Annotated in this window: 11 protein-coding genes; 8 read left to right on the plus strand and 3 right to left on the minus strand. The window is 74.0% G+C overall.

The annotated features are described in order from the left end of the window. Window positions 1–41 precede the first annotated feature (41 nt). The 4 genes from iolC to mmsA all read left to right on the plus strand — a co-directional run bounded on the left by iolC (window position 42) and on the right by mmsA (window position 5550). The gene (gene iolC / locus ACFWEG_RS17905; RefSeq protein ID WP_387216040.1) at window positions 42–1034 is read left to right on the plus strand and encodes a 5-dehydro-2-deoxygluconokinase; all 993 of its coding nucleotides are present in this window, start codon (window positions 42–44) and stop codon (window positions 1032–1034) included. A gap of 154 nt (window positions 1035–1188) precedes the next feature. Then, on the plus strand, window positions 1189–2055 hold the full coding sequence (gene iolB, locus ACFWEG_RS17910; protein WP_387216043.1) for a 5-deoxy-glucuronate isomerase: 867 nt from the start codon (window positions 1189–1191) through the stop codon (window positions 2053–2055). Further along, the gene (iolD, locus tag ACFWEG_RS17915; RefSeq protein ID WP_387216046.1) at window positions 2052–3932 is read left to right on the plus strand and encodes a 3D-(3,5/4)-trihydroxycyclohexane-1,2-dione acylhydrolase (decyclizing); all 1881 of its coding nucleotides are present in this window, start codon (window positions 2052–2054) and stop codon (window positions 3930–3932) included. The genes iolB and iolD overlap by 4 nt, the downstream gene beginning before the upstream one ends. Window positions 3933–4044: 112 nt before the next feature. Next, a complete protein-coding gene (gene mmsA, locus ACFWEG_RS17920) occupies window positions 4045–5550 on the plus strand; it encodes a CoA-acylating methylmalonate-semialdehyde dehydrogenase (protein ID WP_387216049.1) in 1506 nt (501 codons plus the stop codon). A 37-nt stretch (window positions 5551–5587) separates the two neighbouring features. On the opposite strand, the gene ACFWEG_RS17925 is transcribed toward mmsA, so the two are convergent. Beyond that, entirely contained in the window at window positions 5588–6427 is an 840-nt protein-coding gene (locus ACFWEG_RS17925) for a hypothetical protein (protein WP_387216052.1), read from the minus strand. 186 nt (window positions 6428–6613) lie between these two features. Next, window positions 6614–7078 (minus strand): GNAT family N-acetyltransferase, encoded by a 465-nt coding sequence (locus ACFWEG_RS17930; protein ID WP_387216055.1) that lies wholly within the window; start codon window positions 7076–7078, stop codon window positions 6614–6616. Window positions 7079–7197: 119 nt separating this feature from the next. On the opposite strand from ACFWEG_RS17930, the gene ACFWEG_RS17935 reads away from it, so the two are divergent. The 3 genes from ACFWEG_RS17935 to ACFWEG_RS17945 all read left to right on the plus strand — a co-directional run bounded on the left by ACFWEG_RS17935 (window position 7198) and on the right by ACFWEG_RS17945 (window position 12589). Continuing rightward, window positions 7198–9837 carry an alpha/beta fold hydrolase gene (locus ACFWEG_RS17935; protein WP_387216058.1) on the plus strand — a complete coding sequence of 880 codons (2640 nt, stop codon included), beginning with the start codon at window positions 7198–7200 and terminating at the stop codon, window positions 9835–9837. Continuing rightward, window positions 9834–10733 carry an ABC transporter permease gene (locus tag ACFWEG_RS17940; protein WP_387216061.1) on the plus strand — a complete coding sequence of 300 codons (900 nt, stop codon included), beginning with the start codon at window positions 9834–9836 and terminating at the stop codon, window positions 10731–10733. The genes ACFWEG_RS17935 and ACFWEG_RS17940 overlap by 4 nt, the downstream gene beginning before the upstream one ends. A gap of 329 nt (window positions 10734–11062) precedes the next feature. Then, complete coding sequence (locus ACFWEG_RS17945; protein WP_387216064.1) at window positions 11063–12589, plus strand: von Willebrand factor type A domain-containing protein; 1527 nt, start codon at window positions 11063–11065, stop codon at window positions 12587–12589. Between the two features lie 241 nt (window positions 12590–12830). Here the strand turns inward: ACFWEG_RS17945 and ACFWEG_RS17950 are convergent, their stop codons facing one another. Further along, window positions 12831–14117 (minus strand): ROK family protein, encoded by a 1287-nt coding sequence (locus tag ACFWEG_RS17950; RefSeq protein WP_387216067.1) that lies wholly within the window; start codon window positions 14115–14117, stop codon window positions 12831–12833. A 254-nt stretch (window positions 14118–14371) separates the two neighbouring features. Between ACFWEG_RS17950 and ACFWEG_RS17955 the strand changes: the two genes are divergently transcribed. Further along, a complete protein-coding gene (locus tag ACFWEG_RS17955) occupies window positions 14372–16585 on the plus strand; it encodes a discoidin domain-containing protein (protein ID WP_387216069.1) in 2214 nt (737 codons plus the stop codon). The last annotated feature ends 149 nt before the right edge of the window (window positions 16586–16734 follow it).

Raw genomic sequence — 16734 nt, forward strand, 5'->3', positions numbered from 1 at the left:
TTCTGTTGACAGGGCCCGGCGGCGGCACTAGACCGGGAGGCATGGAGACGGACGGCGGGGCGGCGGACGGGGCGGCGGCAGGTCCGTACGACCTGATCACCATGGGGCGGATCGGGGTGGATCTCTACCCGCTCCAGACGGGTGTGCCCCTGGAACGCGTGGAGTCCTTCGGAAAGTTCCTCGGCGGGTCCCCGACCAACGTCGCCGTCGCCGCGGCGCGGCTCGGGCTGCGGACGGCCGTCGTCACCCGCACCGGTGACGACCCGTTCGGCCGCTACCTGCACTCCGCGTTGCGCGACTTCGGCGTCGACGACCGGTGGGTGACGTCGGTGCCGGGCCTCCCCACCCCCGTCACCTTCTGCGAGGTGTTCCCGCCCGACGACTTCCCGCTGTACTTCTACCGGTCGCCCGTCGCGCCCGACCTCGTCGTCCACGCCCGCGAACTCGACCTCCCCGCGCTGCGGTCCGCCCGGATCTTCTGGATGACCGGCACCGGGCTCTGCGCCGAGCCAAGCCGGTCCGCGACCCTCGCCGCGCTGGAGGCGCGCTCGCGCTCCGGCGTCACCGTCTTCGACCTCGACTGGCGGCCGATGTTCTGGGCCGACGGGTCCCCCGAGGCCGCCCGCGCCCCCTACCGGCGCGCGCTCGCCCACGCGACCGTCGCCGTCGGCAACCTCGACGAGGTCGAGGTCGCCACGGGCGAACGCTCCCCGCGCGCCGCCGCCGAGGCCCTCCTCGACGCGGGCGTCGAGCTCGCCGTCGTCAAACAGGGGCCCGACGGCGTGCTCGCCCTCCACCGCGACGGCACGCTCGTCGAGGCGCCCCCCGTCGACGTCGAGGTCGTCAACGGCCTGGGTGCCGGCGACGCGTTCGGCGGCGCGCTCTGCCACGGCCTCCTCACCGGGGCGCCCCTCCCGGACGCCGTCCGCTTCGCCAACGCGGCGGGCGCGATCGTCGCGGGCCGCCTGGCCTGCTCCTCGGCGATGCCGTTCCCCGAGGAGGTGCGGCGGGCGCTCGCGCGGGGGCACACCTGAGGTGCGGTCCCGCTGCGGGAGGCCTCCTGCGGCGGGAGCGAACGACGCTGCGCTGGGCACGCGGCGCCAAAAAATCCAGCCCGGCCGGCGTTTGAGGCCGCGCGGGCGCAGCCCGTGCACGCGCCGGCAGGCGCAAAGGCGCCCGCCCAGGGACTTGGGGAAGGGGTGGGGGAGAAGACTCGGGGCGGAGCCCCGGAGAGGAGCGGACGTGCACGTACCGAAAGGGAGCGCCGCGTACGGACCGTACGCACTGGACATCGACCCCGAGCGCGCGAAGTGGTCGTACTCCGCGCTGCGGATCCTGGAACTCGGCCCCGGCGACGTACACCAGCTCGCCACGGGTGACGCGGAGTGGATCGTGCTGCCGCTGAACGGCGGCTGCACGATCCTGGTGGACGGCACCGAGCTCATCGAACTCGGCGGCCGCCACGACGTCTTCACGGGCACGACGGACTTCGCGTACGTCCCCCGCCACGCCCACGCCCAGCTCTCCTCCGGCGCGGGCGCCCGCCTCGCCCTGGCCGGCGCCCGCTGCGAGCGGACCCTGCCCGCCCGGTACGGGAACGCCGACGCCGTCCCCGTCGAACACCGCGGTACGCGGAAGACCTCCCGCACCGTCCGCAACTTCGCCGCCGCCGACACCTTCGCCTGCGACCGCCTGATCGCCGTCGAGGTGATCACCCCCGCCGCGCACTGGTCCTCGTACCCCCCGCACAAGCACGACGAGCACGTCCCCGGCGAGGAGGCGGAACTCGAGGAGATCTACTACTTCGAGGTCGAGGGCCGGCGGGCGGCGGGCTACCAGCGGGTCAGCCCCTCCCGCCCGGGCGGCACGGACCTGATCGCCGAGGTCCGCACGGGGGACGCCGTCCTCGTCCCCGACGGCTGGCACGGCCCGTCGATCGCGCCGCCGGACCGCGCCCTGTACTACCTGAACGTGATGGCGGGCCCCGGCGCGGGCGAGGACCGCGCCTGGAACATCCGCTTCCACCCGGACCAAGGAGAGGAGGGCTACCGGTGACCGACGCCCCCACCGTCCGCCTGACCGTCGCCCAGGCCCTGATCCGCTTCCTGTCCCGGCAGTACACCGAGCGGGACGGCGTCCGGCAGCGGCTGGTCGCCGCGACCTGGGGGATCTTCGGACACGGCAACGTCGCCGGGATCGGCCAGGCGCTGGTCGAGCACGCGGACGAGATGCCCTTCCACCAGGGCCGCAACGAGCAGGCCATGGTGCACGCGGCGGTCGGCTACGCGCGCCAGTGCGAGCGGCTCTCCGTGCACGCGGTGACGACGTCCATCGGCCCCGGCGCGACCAACCTCGTCACCGGCGCCGCGCTCGCGACCGTCAACCACCTGCCCGTCCTCCTCCTCCCGGGGGACACCTTCGCCACCCGCCGCGCCGACCCCGTCCTGCAGCAGCTGGAGGTCCCCTTCGCGGGGGACGTGTCGGTCAACGACTGCCTGCGGCCCGTCTCCCGGTACTTCGACCGGATCGGCCGCCCCGAGGCGCTCGTCCCCGCCGCGCTGGAGGCCGTCCGGGTGCTCACCGACCCGGCGCAGACCGGCGCGGTGACGCTCGCCCTGCCGCAGGACGTGCAGGCGGAGGCGTACGACTGGCCGGCGGAGTTCTTCGCGACGCGCGTCTGGCGGATCCGGCGGCCAGTCCCGGACGCGGGCGAGCTGGCCGACGCGGCGCAGGCCGTACGGGCCGCGCGCCGGCCGCTGCTCGTCGCGGGCGGCGGGGTGCGGCACAGCGCGGCGCAGGGCGCGCTGCGGGACTTCGCGACCCGGACGGGCGTCCCGGTCGCCTCGACGCAGGCCGGCAAGGGCGCGCTGCCCCACGACCACCCGGCGGACGTCGGCGGGATCGGCCACACGGGGACGGCGACCGCCGACGACCTGGCGCGCGGGGCCGACCTGGTGATCGGCGTCGGCACCCGGTACACCGACTTCACCACCGCCTCCGGGACCCTCTTCACCGACCCCGGCGTGCGGTTCGTCAACGTCAACATCGCCCCGTTCGACGCCCACAAGCAGTCCGCGCGGACCGTCGTCGGCGACGCCCGGGAGGCGCTGACGGCGCTGTCTGCGCTCCTGGACGGCCACCGGGTCCCCGCGGCGTACGTCGACGCCTACACCCGGGCCAAGGCCGACTGGGAGGCGCGCGTGGACGCCGCCTACGCCGCGCCCGACACCGTCCGCCCGACCCAGACGCAGGTCCTCGGCGCGCTGGACGCGCTGGTCACCGGCGACGACATCCTGGTCAACGCGGCCGGCTCCCTCCCCGGCGACCTCCACAAGCTGTGGCGGACCCGCGCCCCGGACCAGTACCACGTCGAGTACGGCTACTCCTGCATGGGCTACGAGATCCCCGCCGCGCTCGGCGTGCGGCTCGCCGCGCCCGGGCGGACGGTGTGGGCGCTCGTCGGGGACGGCGCGTACCTGATGAACCCCACGGAGCTGGTCACCGCGGTGCAGGAGGGGATCGGCATCAAGGTCGTCATCCTCCAGAACCACGGGTACGCCTCCATCGGCGGCCTGTCGGAGAGCGTCGGAGGGGAGCGGTTCGGCACCGCGTACCGCCACCGGGCCCCCGACGGCGGCTTCACCGGCGACCCGCTCCCCGTCGACCTCGCCGCCAACGCGGCCTCTCTAAGAGTGCCGGTGCTGCGCGCGCAGACCGTCGGCGACCTGCGGAAGTCGCTCGCGCGGGCGCGGGCGGCGGACGGTCCCACATGTGTCTACGTGGAGACCGAAACAGACGACACAGTGTCCGGCGCTATCGGTGCACAGGCGTGGTGGGATGTTCCCGTGGCCGAGACCGCGAGCCGGCCGGCCGCGGTCCGGGCGCACCAGGAGTACGTCCGGCAGGCCGCGGCGCGAAAGCGCCCTCTATAGGGGCGCGTTTTCGAGATCGGCCTCTATAGAGGGCCGGTTTCCGGGACCGGACCCGCGCGGCCGCCGCCCGTTCGACGCCAACTGACGCCATCTGTGAAGGAGTACGCACGACATGACGAAGACCGTCAACCACTGGATCGGTGGCAAGAGCGTCGAGGGCACGTCCGGCAACTGGGGCCCGGTCACCGACCCGGCGACCGGCGCGGTCACCACCCGGGTCGCGCTCGCCTCGGCCGACGAGGTCGACACGGCGGTCGCCGCCGCCCGCGCCGCCTACACCGGCGGCTGGGGCACGTCCTCGCTCGCCCAGCGGACCTCGATCCTGTTCGCGTTCCGCGCGCTGCTCGACGCGAACCGGGACGCCGTCGCCGAGCTGATCACCGCAGAGCACGGCAAGGTGCACTCCGACGCGCTCGGCGAGGTCGCCCGGGGTCTGGAGATCGTCGACCTGGCGTGCGGGATCACCGTGCAGCTCAAGGGCGAGCTCTCCACGCAGGTCGCGCGGAACGTCGACGTGTCCTCGATCCGGCAGCCGCTCGGGGTCGTCGCGGGCATCACGCCGTTCAACTTCCCGGCCATGGTGCCGATGTGGATGTTCCCGATCGCCATCGCGTGCGGCAACACCTTCGTCCTGAAGCCGTCGGAGAAGGACCCGTCGGCCGCCCTGAAGATCGCCGAGCTGCTCGCCGAGGCCGGGCTGCCGGAGGGCGTCTTCAACGTCGTCCACGGCGACAAGGTGGCCGTCGACCGCCTCCTGGAGCACCCGGACGTCGCCGCGGTCTCGTTCGTCGGCTCCACCCCGATCGCCCGGTACATCCACACCACCGCGTCCGCGAACGGAAAGCGGGTCCAGGCGCTCGGCGGGGCGAAGAACCACATGCTGGTCCTGCCCGACGCCGACCTCGACGCGGCCGCCGACGCGGCCGTCTCCGCCGCCTACGGCTCGGCGGGCGAGCGCTGCATGGCGATCTCCGCGGTCGTCGCCGTCGGCGCGATCGGCGACGAGCTGGTGGCGAAGATCCGCGAGCGGGCCGAGAAGATCAAGATCGGGCCCGGCAACGACCCGGCGTCCGAGATGGGCCCGCTGATCACCGCCGCCCACCGTGACAAGGTCGCCTCCTACGTCACCGGCGCGGCGGCCGAGGGCTGCGAGGTCGTCCTCGACGGCACCGGCTACACCGTCGACGGCCACGAGGACGGCCACTGGATCGGCATCAGCCTCCTGGACCGCGTGCCGACCACCGCCGCCGCCTACCGCGACGAGATCTTCGGCCCCGTCCTGTGCGTCCTGCGCGCGGAGACCTACGAGGAGGGCCTCGCCCTCGTCAACGCCTCCCCCTTCGGCAACGGCACCGCGATCTTCACCCGCGACGGCGGTGCGGCCCGCCGCTTCCAGCTGGAGGTCGAGGCCGGCATGGTCGGCGTCAACGTGCCGATCCCCGTCCCCGTCGGCTACCACTCCTTCGGCGGCTGGAAGGACTCCCTCTTCGGCGACCACCACATCTACGGCAACGACGGCACCCACTTCTACACCCGCGGCAAGGTCGTCACCACCCGCTGGCCCGACCCCGCCGACGCCCCGGCCGGCGTCGACCTGGGCTTCCCCCGCAACCACTGACCGGGCCCGCTCCGGTGAGGGCCGCGCCGAGCGGCCCTCACCTCCAGCGTGACTCGCTCGCGAAGGCGTGCAGGGACTCCGTCAGGGCGTCGAGGAACGCGTGCCTCTGCGGCTCCGGGAGCAGGTCGAGGGAGAGGTAGGGGTTCAGGTCCTCCAGTTCGACGAGGAGGAGATCGTCGGTGGGGGTGCGGCAGGCGTCGACGCGTTGGATGCCGTGGGTGAGGGTGTTCCAGGCGATGAAGCGGTGGGCGAAGGCGAGGTCGGCGGGGGTGGCCTCGTACGGAGCGAGGTCCCAGCGGCGGGCGGGGTCGGGGGCGTGGAGGGCGTACTGGAAGGCGTCGTCGACGAAGTAGAACGAGACCTCGTAGCGGAAGTCGATGCGCGGCTGGACGAGGAGGTCGCCGCGCAGGTCGAGGGCGGGGAGTTCGTCGGGGGCGACGAAGCGCAGGCCCTCGGAGTCCGCGCCGGCCTTCGGCTTGACGGCGTAGGAGGCGGCCGTCGGGAGCGCGGCGAGGCCCTCGGCGCGGTCGGCGGTCGGGATGACGGGGTGGCCCTCGGCCGTCAGGTCGAGCAGGTACTGCTTGCCGGCCATGTCCCCGCGCCCGTGCAGCGGGTTGTAGACGCGCGCCCCGGTCCGCAGCGCGTGCGCGCGGAAGGCGTCATACGCCTCCTGGTAGTGCAGCACCGGCCCGCTGTTGCGGACGAGGACGACGTCGTAGCCGTCCATCAGCGCGACCGCGTCGAGGGGGTGGCACAGGGCGACGTCGAAGTGCTCGCGCAGTCGCGAGGAGAGGAGGACGTCCTCGTCGCCGTAGCGCCGGCCGCGCGCCGGGTAGGCGAGGTCGGTGACGAGCAGGAGGGAGAGGCGGACGGTCACGGGGGCGTGCTCCTGGTGAACGGTGCGGACGGTGGGTGCGGGGCGCCGCGCCGCGCGCAGGCCGAGCGGTCACGTCTCTGCGGATTCTGCACGCCCGCGGGTCCGGTGCGGGGCCGTGCGGAGATCGATCGGGCCTCCGCGTGGCACGCGGGTCCGGGGCCGGGGCGGGACCACCGCGCCCTCACGCTAGCCGAGCGGGGCCGCGCCCCCCTCCGCCGGGTCGGCGAAGTCCCAGGTCAGCATGGCGAAATTGCCGTCGTCGACGGCACCGGACGCCCGGTAGGTGGCCAACGCGGCCGCGTTGTCGAGGTCGACGCCGACCCACATGTCGTAGCAGCCGCGCTCCCGCGCGAGCGCCGCCAGCGCGTCGGTGAGTGCGCGCCCGATCCCGCGGCGGCGGTGCGTCTCGGCCACGCCCAGTTCGTAGAGGCACATCTCCGTGCCCTTGTCGGGGTGGAGCATCTCGACCCCCGTGACGAACCCGGCGGGCTCGGGGTCGCCGTCGGGGTAGGCGAGCAGGCAGTGGTGACCGGCCGCCGCGAGGAAGCGCGCGGCCCACGCCTCCCGGGCGGGACCGTCGAACAGCGGGCTCGCCGCGAGGAGTTGGGGGACGGAGGTGGCGCGGCGGATGCGGTACGCGGCAGGCGGCATGCGCCCTGTCGTACCACGGACGCGGTATGAGGCGTACCTCACGTACGTCTCAGGGAGGTGTGCGGGATCCCCCCAGGGGCAGCGGTCACTGTCAGTGCCGTCCCCTACCGTTTGGAACTATGAACACCCGACTGTCCCGGAAACTCGCGGGCACGATGACGGCGCTGGCCGCGCTCGCCGCGTCCGTCACCTGGGCCGCCCCCGTCGCCGCCGCCGACGGACCGGCCGTGCGCCGCACCGATCGGGTGATGCCCGTGCCCGGGGCCCGCATCGACACCTCGTTCTTCACCGCGGGAGACCCGAAGGAGAAGCGCCCCGCGGTCCTGCTCGCGCACGGCTTCGGCAACACCAAGGAGTCCGTCCGCGCGCAGGCCGAGGGCCTCGCAAGAAACGGGTACGCCGTCCTGACCTGGTCCGCCCGCGGTTTCGGGCAGTCGACCGGCAAGATCGGCATGAACGACCCGAAGGGCGAGGTCTCCGACGCCCGCCGGCTGATCGACTGGCTGGCGACCCGCCCGGAGGTGCAGCTCGACAAGAAGGGCGACCCGCGCCTCGGCATGGCCGGCGCCAGCTACGGCGGCGCGGTCTCCTTGCTCACAGCGGGTCACGACGACCGCGTCGACGCCCTCGCCCCGCAGATCACGTACTGGAACCTCGCGGACGCGTTCTTCCCCGGCGGGGTCTACAAGAAGCTCTGGGCCGGGGTGTTCTTCTCCACCGAGTCCACCGGCACCGGCGGCTGCGGCAACTTCGAGCAGGACATCTGCGCCATGTACGAGCGGGTCGCGGTCAGCGGCAAGCCCGACGCCGCCGCGCGCAAGCTCCTTGAGGAGCGCAGCCCGAAGGCCGTCGGCGACCGCATCGACGTGCCGACGCTGCTGGCCGAGGGCCAGACCGACTCGCTCTTCCCGCTCGGCGAGGCCGACCGGATCGCGAAGGCCGTCAAGGCGAACGGGGCGCCCGTCTCCGTCGACTGGATCTCCGGCGGCCACGACGGCGGCGACCGCGAGGACGGCCGCCTCGCGCAGCGCACCACCGCGTGGTTCGACCGCTACCTCAAGGAGGAGAAGGGCGCCGACACCGGCCCCGCCTTCCGCGTCACCCGCACGGGTGGTTTCGACTCCACCGACGGCCGCGCCCAGAAGCGCGGGGCGACCGCCGACGCCTACCCGGGCCTGCGCAACGACCCCCGCGAGATCGCCCTGCAGGGCTCCGAGCAGACCTTCGCCAACCCGCCGGGCGCCGGCCCGCCCGCGATCTCCGCGGTGCCGGGCGCGGGCGGCCTCTCCCAGCTCTCCGCCCTCGGCGTCGGCGTGTCGCTCGACGTCCCGGGCCAGTTCGCCCGCTTCGACTCCCGCCCGCTGACGACGAGCCTGCACGTCACGGGCTCGCCGACGGCCCGCGTCCGCGTCACCTCCACCGCCGAGGACGGCTCGGCCGTGCTCTTCGGCAAGGTCTACGACGTCGGGCCCGACGGCAAGCAGCAGGTCCTGCCCTCGCAGCTCGTCTCGCCGATCCGGATCCCGGACGCCGGCAAGGGCGGGAAAACCGTCGAGCTGACCCTGCCCGCGATCGATCACGAGGTCGCCAAGGGGCACCGGCTGCGGCTCGTCCTCGCCACGACCGACCTCGGCTACGCCTCGCCGGTCGAGCCGGCGACGTACACGGCCGCCGTCCAGGGCGGACTGAGCGTGCCGACCGCGCCGGAGGTGACGGCGACGGCCGCCGGGCTGCCCGCGTGGACGTGGGCGCTGCCGCTCGGCGGCGCGGTCCTCGCGCTCGGGCTGCTGCTCGTGCGCCGGCGGGGCGCGGCCGCTCCGGCCCCCGCGCCGGAGCTGGCCGAGGTGCCGCTCGTGATCAGCGGGCTGAGCAAGAAGTACAAGGGCTCCACCGACCGGTACGCCGTCCGTGACCTGGGCTTCCGGGTCGAGAAGGGGCAGGTCCTCGGCCTCCTCGGGCCGAACGGGGCGGGAAAGACGACGACCCTGCGGATGCTGATGGGCCTGATCACCCCCGACGACGGCGAGATCCGCGTCTTCGGGCACGCGATCCGCCCCGGCAGCCCGGTGCTCTCCCGGGTCGGCTCGTTCGTCGAGGGCGCGGGCTTCCTGCCGCACCTCTCGGGCCGCGCCAACCTGGAGCTGTACTGGCAGGCCACCGGACGGCCCGCCGAGGACGCGCACATGGAGGAGGCCCTGGAGATCGCCGGGCTCGGCGACGCCCTCTCCCGGGCCGTCCGTACGTACTCGCAGGGCATGCGGCAGCGGCTCGCCATCGCCCAGGCCATGCTCGGCCTGCCGGACCTGCTCATCCTCGACGAGCCGACCAACGGACTCGACCCGCCGCAGATCCGCGAGATGCGCGAGGTGATGATCCGGTACGCGACGACCGGCCGCACCGTCATCGTCTCCAGCCATCTCCTCGCCGAGGTCGAGCAGTCCTGCACGCACCTCGTCGTCATGGACCGCGGACAGCTGGTCCAGGCCGGGCCCGTCGCTGAGATCGTCGGCTCGGGCGACACGCTGCTCGTCGGCGTCGAGGGGCCGGTCACGGACGTGCTGGTCGAGAAGGTGGCCGCCCTGGAGGGCGTCGCCGACGCGGTCCGCGCGGACGACGGCCTGATCGTGCGGCTGGGCGGCGCGACGCCCGCCCAGCTCACCGCCGAACTCGTCCGGATGGAGGTGGGGGTCACGAGCGTCGGCCCCAACCGCCGCCTGGAGGACGCGTTCCTGACCCTGATCGGCGGAGGCGCCGCATGAGCACGGACCTGACGACACCGGACGCGCAGGCGGCCGACCCCACCGCCCACGGCTACCGCCCCGGCCGCACGCTGCCGCTGCGCGTCGAGGTGGTGCGGCAGCTGCGGCGGCGCCGGACGATGGTGATGGGCGGCATCCTCGCCGCGCTGCCGTTCGTCCTGATCGTCGCCTTCGCCATCGGCGGGAACCCCGGCGGCGGCGAGGACGGCGACGGCGGCGGCAGCCGGATCAACCTCATGGACACGGCGACCGCGTCCGGGGCGAACTTCGCCGCGACCAGCCTGTTCGTCTCCGCGGGCTTCCTGCTCGTGGTGCCGGTCGCGCTCTTCTGCGGGGACACCGTGGCCAGCGAGGCGAGCTGGTCCTCGCTGCGGTACCTGCTGGCCGCGCCCGTCCCGCGCGCCCGGCTGCTGTGGAGCAAGCTGGCCGTCGCGCTCGGCTTCAGCGCGGCGGCGATGGTCCTCCTGCCGGTCGTCGCGCTCGCCGCGGGGACGGTCGCGTACGGGTGGGGTCCGCTGCAGATCCCGACCGGCGGGTCCGTGCCCGCGGGGGAGGCCGTCGGACGGCTCGCCATCGCGGTCGCGTTCGTCTTCGTCTCGCAACTCGTCACCGCGGGGCTCGCGTTCTGGCTCTCCACGAGGACCGACGCGCCCCTCGGAGCGGTCGGCGGGGCGGTCGGCCTGACCATCGTCGGCAACGTGCTCGACGCGGTCACCGCGCTCGGGGACTGGCGCGACTTCCTCCCCGCGCACTGGCAGTTCGCCTGGGTCGACGCGATCCAGCCCAAGCTGGAGTGGTCCGGCATGATCCAGGGCTCGGCGGTCTCCGTCACCTACGCGCTCGTCCTCTTCGCCCTGGCCTTCCGCGGCTTCGCCCGCAAGGACATCGTCTCCTGAGGCATGAGGCATGAGGCATGAGGCACGAGGCGCGAGGCACGAGGTAGGAGGTACGAGGCACGACGCCTGGGGCCTGGGGCCGCTCGGCTGAACGCCGGCAAAAATCTCAGCCCGGCCGGCGTTTGAGGCCGCGCGGCCGCAGGCCGTGCACCGCGGCGCAGCCGCGAGACCACCCCGTTGCCGCCGCCCAAGGCCCCCGCCGCCCAAGGCCCCGTCGCCCAAGGCCACCGTGGCCCGTTCGAGATCCACCCGCAACCCTTCCGACTCATCGCGACCCCGCCCCCCTCCGTCACAGTCAGGAGACGTGACGAGCGGAGGGGGAGGGTCGGATGGAGCGCAGGGTCGGACGGGCGAGGGCGGCACTCGTCGCCGTGCTCGCGGGCGGGATGCTGCTCGCCGGGTGCGGGGCGGGGGACCACGGCGGCGACGGGGCGTCGAAAGCGGACCGGAAGGGCGGGAATCCCGCGCCCGCCCCGCCGCCCCTCGGCCCCAGCAGCGCCCCGCAGGACGGCGAGCAGCGGCGGGAGCCCGCCGCACCGGACTACCTGTCGACGTTCGCGCTGGACGTGGACACCGCGTCGTACGGGTACGCGCGCCGGACGCTGGCGGAAGGGCGGCTGCCCGACCCGGCGGACGTCCGGCCCGAGGAGTTCGTGAACAGCTTCCGGCAGGACTACCCCGCGCCGGACGGCGACGGGTTCTCGGTGACGGTCGACGGGGCGCGGACGGACCGCGAGGGCTGGTCGCTGGTGCGGGTGGGCCTGGCGACGCGGCCGGAGTCCGCGCCGGGGGAGCGGCCGCCGGCGGCGCTGACGTTCGTGATCGACGTGTCGGGGTCGATGGCGGAGCCGGGCCGGCTCGACCTGGTGCGGGAGTCGCTGGGGCTGATGACGGACCGGCTGCGGGCGGACGACCGGATCGCGCTGGTCACGTTCAGCGACTCCGCGCGGACCGTGCTGCCGATGACCCGCCTGGGCGACAGCCGGGGCCGGGTGCACGAGCTGATCGACGGCCTGGAGGCGGGGGCGTCGACCGACGTCGGGGCGGGCGTCACGACCGGGTACGACGAGGCCGTGCGGGGGCGGGTCGCCGGGGCCACCAACCGCGTCGTGCTGCTCTCCGACGCGCTGGCGAACACCGGCGACACCGACGCCGACGGCATCCTCTCCCGGATCGCCGACGTCCGCCGCGAGCACGGCATCACGCTGTTCGGGGTCGGCGTCGGGAGCGACTACGGGGACGCGTTCATGGAGCGTCTCACCAACAAGGGCGACGGGCACACGACGTACGTCTCCGACCTGACCGAGGCGCGCAAGGTGTTCTGCGAGGACCTGCCCGCGCACGTCGAGCTGCGGGCGCGGGACGCGAAGGCGCAGGTCGCGTTCGACCGGGACACCGTGCGGTCGTTCCAGCTCATCGGCTACGAGAACCGCGAGGTGGCGGACGAGGACTACCGTGACGACACGGTCGACGGCGGCGAGGTCGGCCCCGGCCACACCGTGACCGCGCTGTACGCGGTCCGGCTGCGGGAGGGCGCGAGCGGGACGGTCGCCACGGCCGGCGTCAGGTGGCTGGATCCCGTCACCCGCGAGCCCCGGGAGCGCACGGGCGACGTCACGGCCTCAGCCCTGCGCACCCCCCTCTGGGACGGCGCGAGCCCCCGCCTGCAACTCACCGCCGTCGCCGCCTACTTCGCCGACCGCCTGCGGCTGCGCCTCGGCGAGAACCCCCTCCCCGCCACCCCCGAACTGCCGGAACTGGCGGAACGCGCGGAGCAGTTGGCCGAGCGCACGGAGGACCCCGCGGCCCGCGACCTCGCCACGGCGATCCGCCAGGCGACCACGCTCAGCGACTGAGGGCGAAGGCCCGGGCCCGTCCCGCCCGGGCCGACGCGCAGCGTCCGCGGCCTGTCCGCCCGCGCCGCCCGCACCCGCGCCGCCCGCACCCGCGCCGCCCGCACCCGCGCCGCCCGCACCCGCGGCGTCCCGTCCGCGCCCCGACGCCCGGGGCAGGACCCCGGCCCGGAGCCCGGCCGTCGCCCCGCCCACCCCTGCCGCGCCCCCCACACCGCGCCGGCGGAATCCGGCCACCCCGCCCTCAGCTGATCACCCGGTCCTCCAGCGCCGCCCGCCACGCCGGCCCCACCGCCGACGCCGCCGCCCGCGCCTGCCGGCCGCCGCGCGCCAGGAAGTCGGCGAGGGGGAGCGTCGCCGCCCCGACGGTCACCGCGTCGGGGCCCAGGCGGCCCATCTCGACGCCGACGCGGGCACCGGGGTGGTGCAGCGAGTACGTCGCGGCGTGCCGGCGGACGTCGGCGAGGAAGCGGGAGCCGAACTGCAGGCCGGCCCAGCCGCCGACGAGGATGCGCTCGGGCCGGAAGAGGTTGATCAGGTCGGAGAGCCCCGCCCCGAGGTACTCCGCGGTCTCCTCGACCACGCCGAGCGCGACGGGGTCGGCCGGCCCCGACAGCGGGTACGCCGCGGCGAGCAGAGCGGTCAGCCGGGTCTCCTCGTCGACGTCGGCCGGCGGCACCCCGCCCGCCTCGACCCACCGCTCCAGGACCGCCTCCGCGCCCGCGTACGCCTCCAGGCAGCCCGGCGCGCCGCACCGGCAGCGACGGCCGCCCACGCGCACCGTCAGGTGCCCCCACTCCAGCGCCCGCCCCTGCTCGACCACGTCCGTGACCAGGCACGCGCCCACCCCGGACCCGAACAGCACGACGACCGCGCTCGTCGCGCCCCGCCCCGCGCCGAACCACATCTCGGCCTGGCCGAGCGTCTTGGCCCCGTTGTCGATGAAGTACGGGATCTCCGGCGGGAGCTGCCCGGCCTCCCGCAGCAGCGCCTCCAGCGGGACGCCGTCCCAGCCGATCGTCTGCCCGTGCACGACCGCCCCGCGCTCGGCGGTGCGCTCGATGATGCCGGGGACGCCGATGCCGACGCCGAGCAGCTGGTCGGGCGTGACCCCGCCATGGTCGAGGACCTCGGCGATCCCGCTGCGGACGTGCTCGACGATCACGTCGACCTCGTAGCCGACGCCGGTCAGCGGCCGCTCGGTGCGGGCGAGTTCGGTGAGGGTGACGTCGAACAGCTCGACGCGGACCCGGGTCTCGCCGACATCGACGCCGATCATGCGCCCGCTGCCGGGGCTGACCCGCAGCAGGGTGCGCGGCCGGCCGCCGTCGGAGTCGACGCTGCCGGCCTCCTCGACGAGCCCGTCGGCGACCAGCTCGCCGACGACGTTGCTGATGGAGCCGGAACTGAGCCCCGTCACCGGGCCCAGGTCCTGGCGGCTGAGCGGTCCGTCGAAGTAGAGCCGCCGCAGCACGGCGGCCCGATTGCCCCTGCGCAGATCACTGACCGTGCGCCTGTTCCCTTGCACCATGGCCCCATCCTCCCCCGAAGCGGACTGAGAGCGCTCCCAGCCCCGCTCCGGCCACTCTCGCCGCTCGGGCCATCCGCGCGGGTACGAAAGATACCGCTGCGCAAACTCTTGACGCGACCTTTACGCGGGTCTTAACTCACGTCCTGAAATAAGCAGTGCGGCGCCCCGTGAGCCGCCGCCCGTCCGTCGGGCGACACGGGGCGTCCACCGCCTGCCCCACGCCCGTGCGCCCCCCACTCCTCAGGAGTACCGACATGCCCGCACCCGGCAGCACGTACGCGAACCGGCCGCTCGGTCCCGCGTACCCACCGCCGTCCCCCACGGCCGCCAGATCCGTGGCCGCCGCCGTCGTCACCGCCCTGGTGGCCACGCTTCTGCTCTTCGTCCCGACCACCGCCGTCCACGCGGCCCCGGTGCTGCTCTCGCAGGGCAAGCCGGTGACCGCCTCCAGCCAGGAGCACTACGGCACCCCCGCCACCTCGGCCGTCGACGGCAACGGCACCACGCGCTGGTCGAGCGCCGCCTCCGACCCGCAGTGGATCCGCGTCGACCTCGGCGCGGTCACCCAGGTCAGCCAGGTCGTCCTGGACTGGGAGGCGGCCTACGGCAAGGGCTACCGCGTCGAGCTGTCCACCAACGGCAGCGACTGGACGACCGCCTTCCAGACCACCACCGGCGACGGCGGCACCGATACGGTGAACGTCTCCGGCGAGGCCCGCTACGTCCGGGTGTACGGAACGGCCCGCGGGACCGGATACGGCTACTCGCTCTGGGAGTTCAAGGTGTACGGCGAGACCGGCGGCGGCACCGGCCCGCAGCTGCCCGGCGGCGGCGACCTCGGCCCGAACGTGACCGTCTTCGACCCCTCGACCCCCGGCATCCAGGCGAAGCTGGACCAGGTCTTCCAGCAGCAGGAGTCGGCCCAGTTCGGCCTCGGCCGGCACCAGTTCCTCTTCAAGCCCGGCACGTACAACAACCTCAACGCCCAGATCGGCTTCTACACCTCGATCTCCGGCCTCGGCCTCAAGCCCGGCGACACCACCATCAACGGTGACGTGACCGTCGACGCCGGCTGGTTCAACGGCAACGCGACGCAGAACTTCTGGCGTTCGGCGGAGAACCTGGCCCTGAACCCGGTCAGCGGCACCAACCGCTGGGCCGTCTCGCAGGCCGCCTCCTTCCGCCGCATGCACGTCAAGGGCGGCCTCAACCTCGCCCCGAACGGCTACGGTTGGGCGTCCGGCGGCTACATCGCCGACTCGAAGATCGACGGCCAGGTCGGCAACTACTCGCAGCAGCAGTGGTACACCCGCGAGAGCACGATCGGCGGCTGGTCCAACTCCGTCTGGAACCAGACCTTCTCGGGCGTCGAGGGCGCACCCGCCACCTCGTTCCCCGAGCCCCGCTACACCACGCTGCAGAACACCCCGATCTCCCGCGAGAAGCCGTTCCTGTACCTCGACGGCAGCACCTACAAGGTGTTCGTCCCCGAGAAGCGCACCAACGCGCGCGGCGTCTCCTGGAACGGCACTCCGCAGGGCACCTCGATCGGCCTCGACAAGTTCTACGTCGTGAAGGCCGGCGCGACCGCCGCCACCGTCAACCAGGCGCTCGCCCAGGGGCTGCACCTGCTGTTCACGCCCGGCGTCTACCGCTTCGACCAGACCATCAACGTCAACCGCGCGAACACGGTCGTCCTCGGCCTCGGCCTGGCGACGATCATCCCCGAGAACGGCGTCACCGCGATGAAGGTCGCCGACGTCGACGGCGTGCGCCTCGCCGGCTTCCTCATCGACGCCGGCACCGTCAACTCGCCCACCCTGCTGGAGCTCGGCCCGCAGAACTCCTCCGCGGACCACGCCGCCAACCCCACCACCGTCCAGGACGTCTACATCCGCATCGGCGGCGCGCACGCCGGCAAGGCGACCACCTCCATGGCCGTCCACAGCGACGACGTGATCATCGACCACACCTGGGTGTGGCGCGCCGACCACGGCGACGGCGTCGGCTGGGAGACCAACCGCGCCGACTACGGGGTGCGGGTCTACGGCGACGACGTCCTGGCCACCGGCCTGTTCGTCGAGCACTTCAACAAGTACGACGTCGAGTGGTTCGGCGAGCGCGGCCGGACGATCTTCTACCAGAACGAGAAGGCGTACGACGCGCCCAACCAGGCCGCCATCCAGAACGGCGACACCAAGGGCTACGCGGCCTACCGCGTGGACGACTCGGTGAACGTCCACGAGGGCTGGGGCATGGGCAGCTACTGCAACTACAACGTCGACCCGTCGATCCGGCAGGACCACGGCTTCAAGGCGCCGGTGAAGCCGAACGTGAAGTTCCACAGCCTGCTCGTGGTCTCGCTCGGCGGGATGGGCCACTACAACCACGTCATCAACAACACCGGGGCGTCCACGGTCCCGGCGGGCACGTCCACCGTGCCCTCCACGGTGACGTCGTTCCCGTAGGCCCGCCGGACCCCGGTCCGGACGCCGGCCGGCCTCCCGGCCGGCGCTGAACGGGCCGGTCACCGCGGCGGTCAGGTCGCCGCGGTGACCATGCCCCGGCACCCCCGCGTGCCGCATTTTGCCCCGGGGGGGGGGGGGGGGGGGCCCCC

The organism is Streptomyces sp. NPDC060194, assembly GCF_042728285.1.
Classification (GTDB): Bacteria; Actinomycetota; Actinomycetes; order Streptomycetales; family Streptomycetaceae; genus Streptomyces.

Excerpts from the sequence above, each read along its gene's own strand:
- iolC (WP_387216040.1), top strand. The coding sequence starts at position 42 with ATGGAGACGGACGGCGGGGCGGCGGACGGGGCGGCGGCAGGTCCGTAC.
- mmsA (WP_387216049.1), top strand. The coding sequence starts at position 4,045 with ATGACGAAGACCGTCAACCACTGGATCGGTGGCAAGAGCGTCGAGGGC.
- ACFWEG_RS17930 (WP_387216055.1), bottom strand. The coding sequence starts at position 7,078 with ATGCCGCCTGCCGCGTACCGCATCCGCCGCGCCACCTCCGTCCCCCAA.
- ACFWEG_RS17935 (WP_387216058.1), top strand. The coding sequence starts at position 7,198 with ATGAACACCCGACTGTCCCGGAAACTCGCGGGCACGATGACGGCGCTG.
- ACFWEG_RS17940 (WP_387216061.1), top strand. The coding sequence starts at position 9,834 with ATGAGCACGGACCTGACGACACCGGACGCGCAGGCGGCCGACCCCACC.
- ACFWEG_RS17945 (WP_387216064.1), top strand. The coding sequence starts at position 11,063 with ATGGAGCGCAGGGTCGGACGGGCGAGGGCGGCACTCGTCGCCGTGCTC.
- ACFWEG_RS17950 (WP_387216067.1), bottom strand. The coding sequence starts at position 14,117 with ATGGTGCAAGGGAACAGGCGCACGGTCAGTGATCTGCGCAGGGGCAAT.
- ACFWEG_RS17955 (WP_387216069.1), top strand. The coding sequence starts at position 14,372 with ATGCCCGCACCCGGCAGCACGTACGCGAACCGGCCGCTCGGTCCCGCG.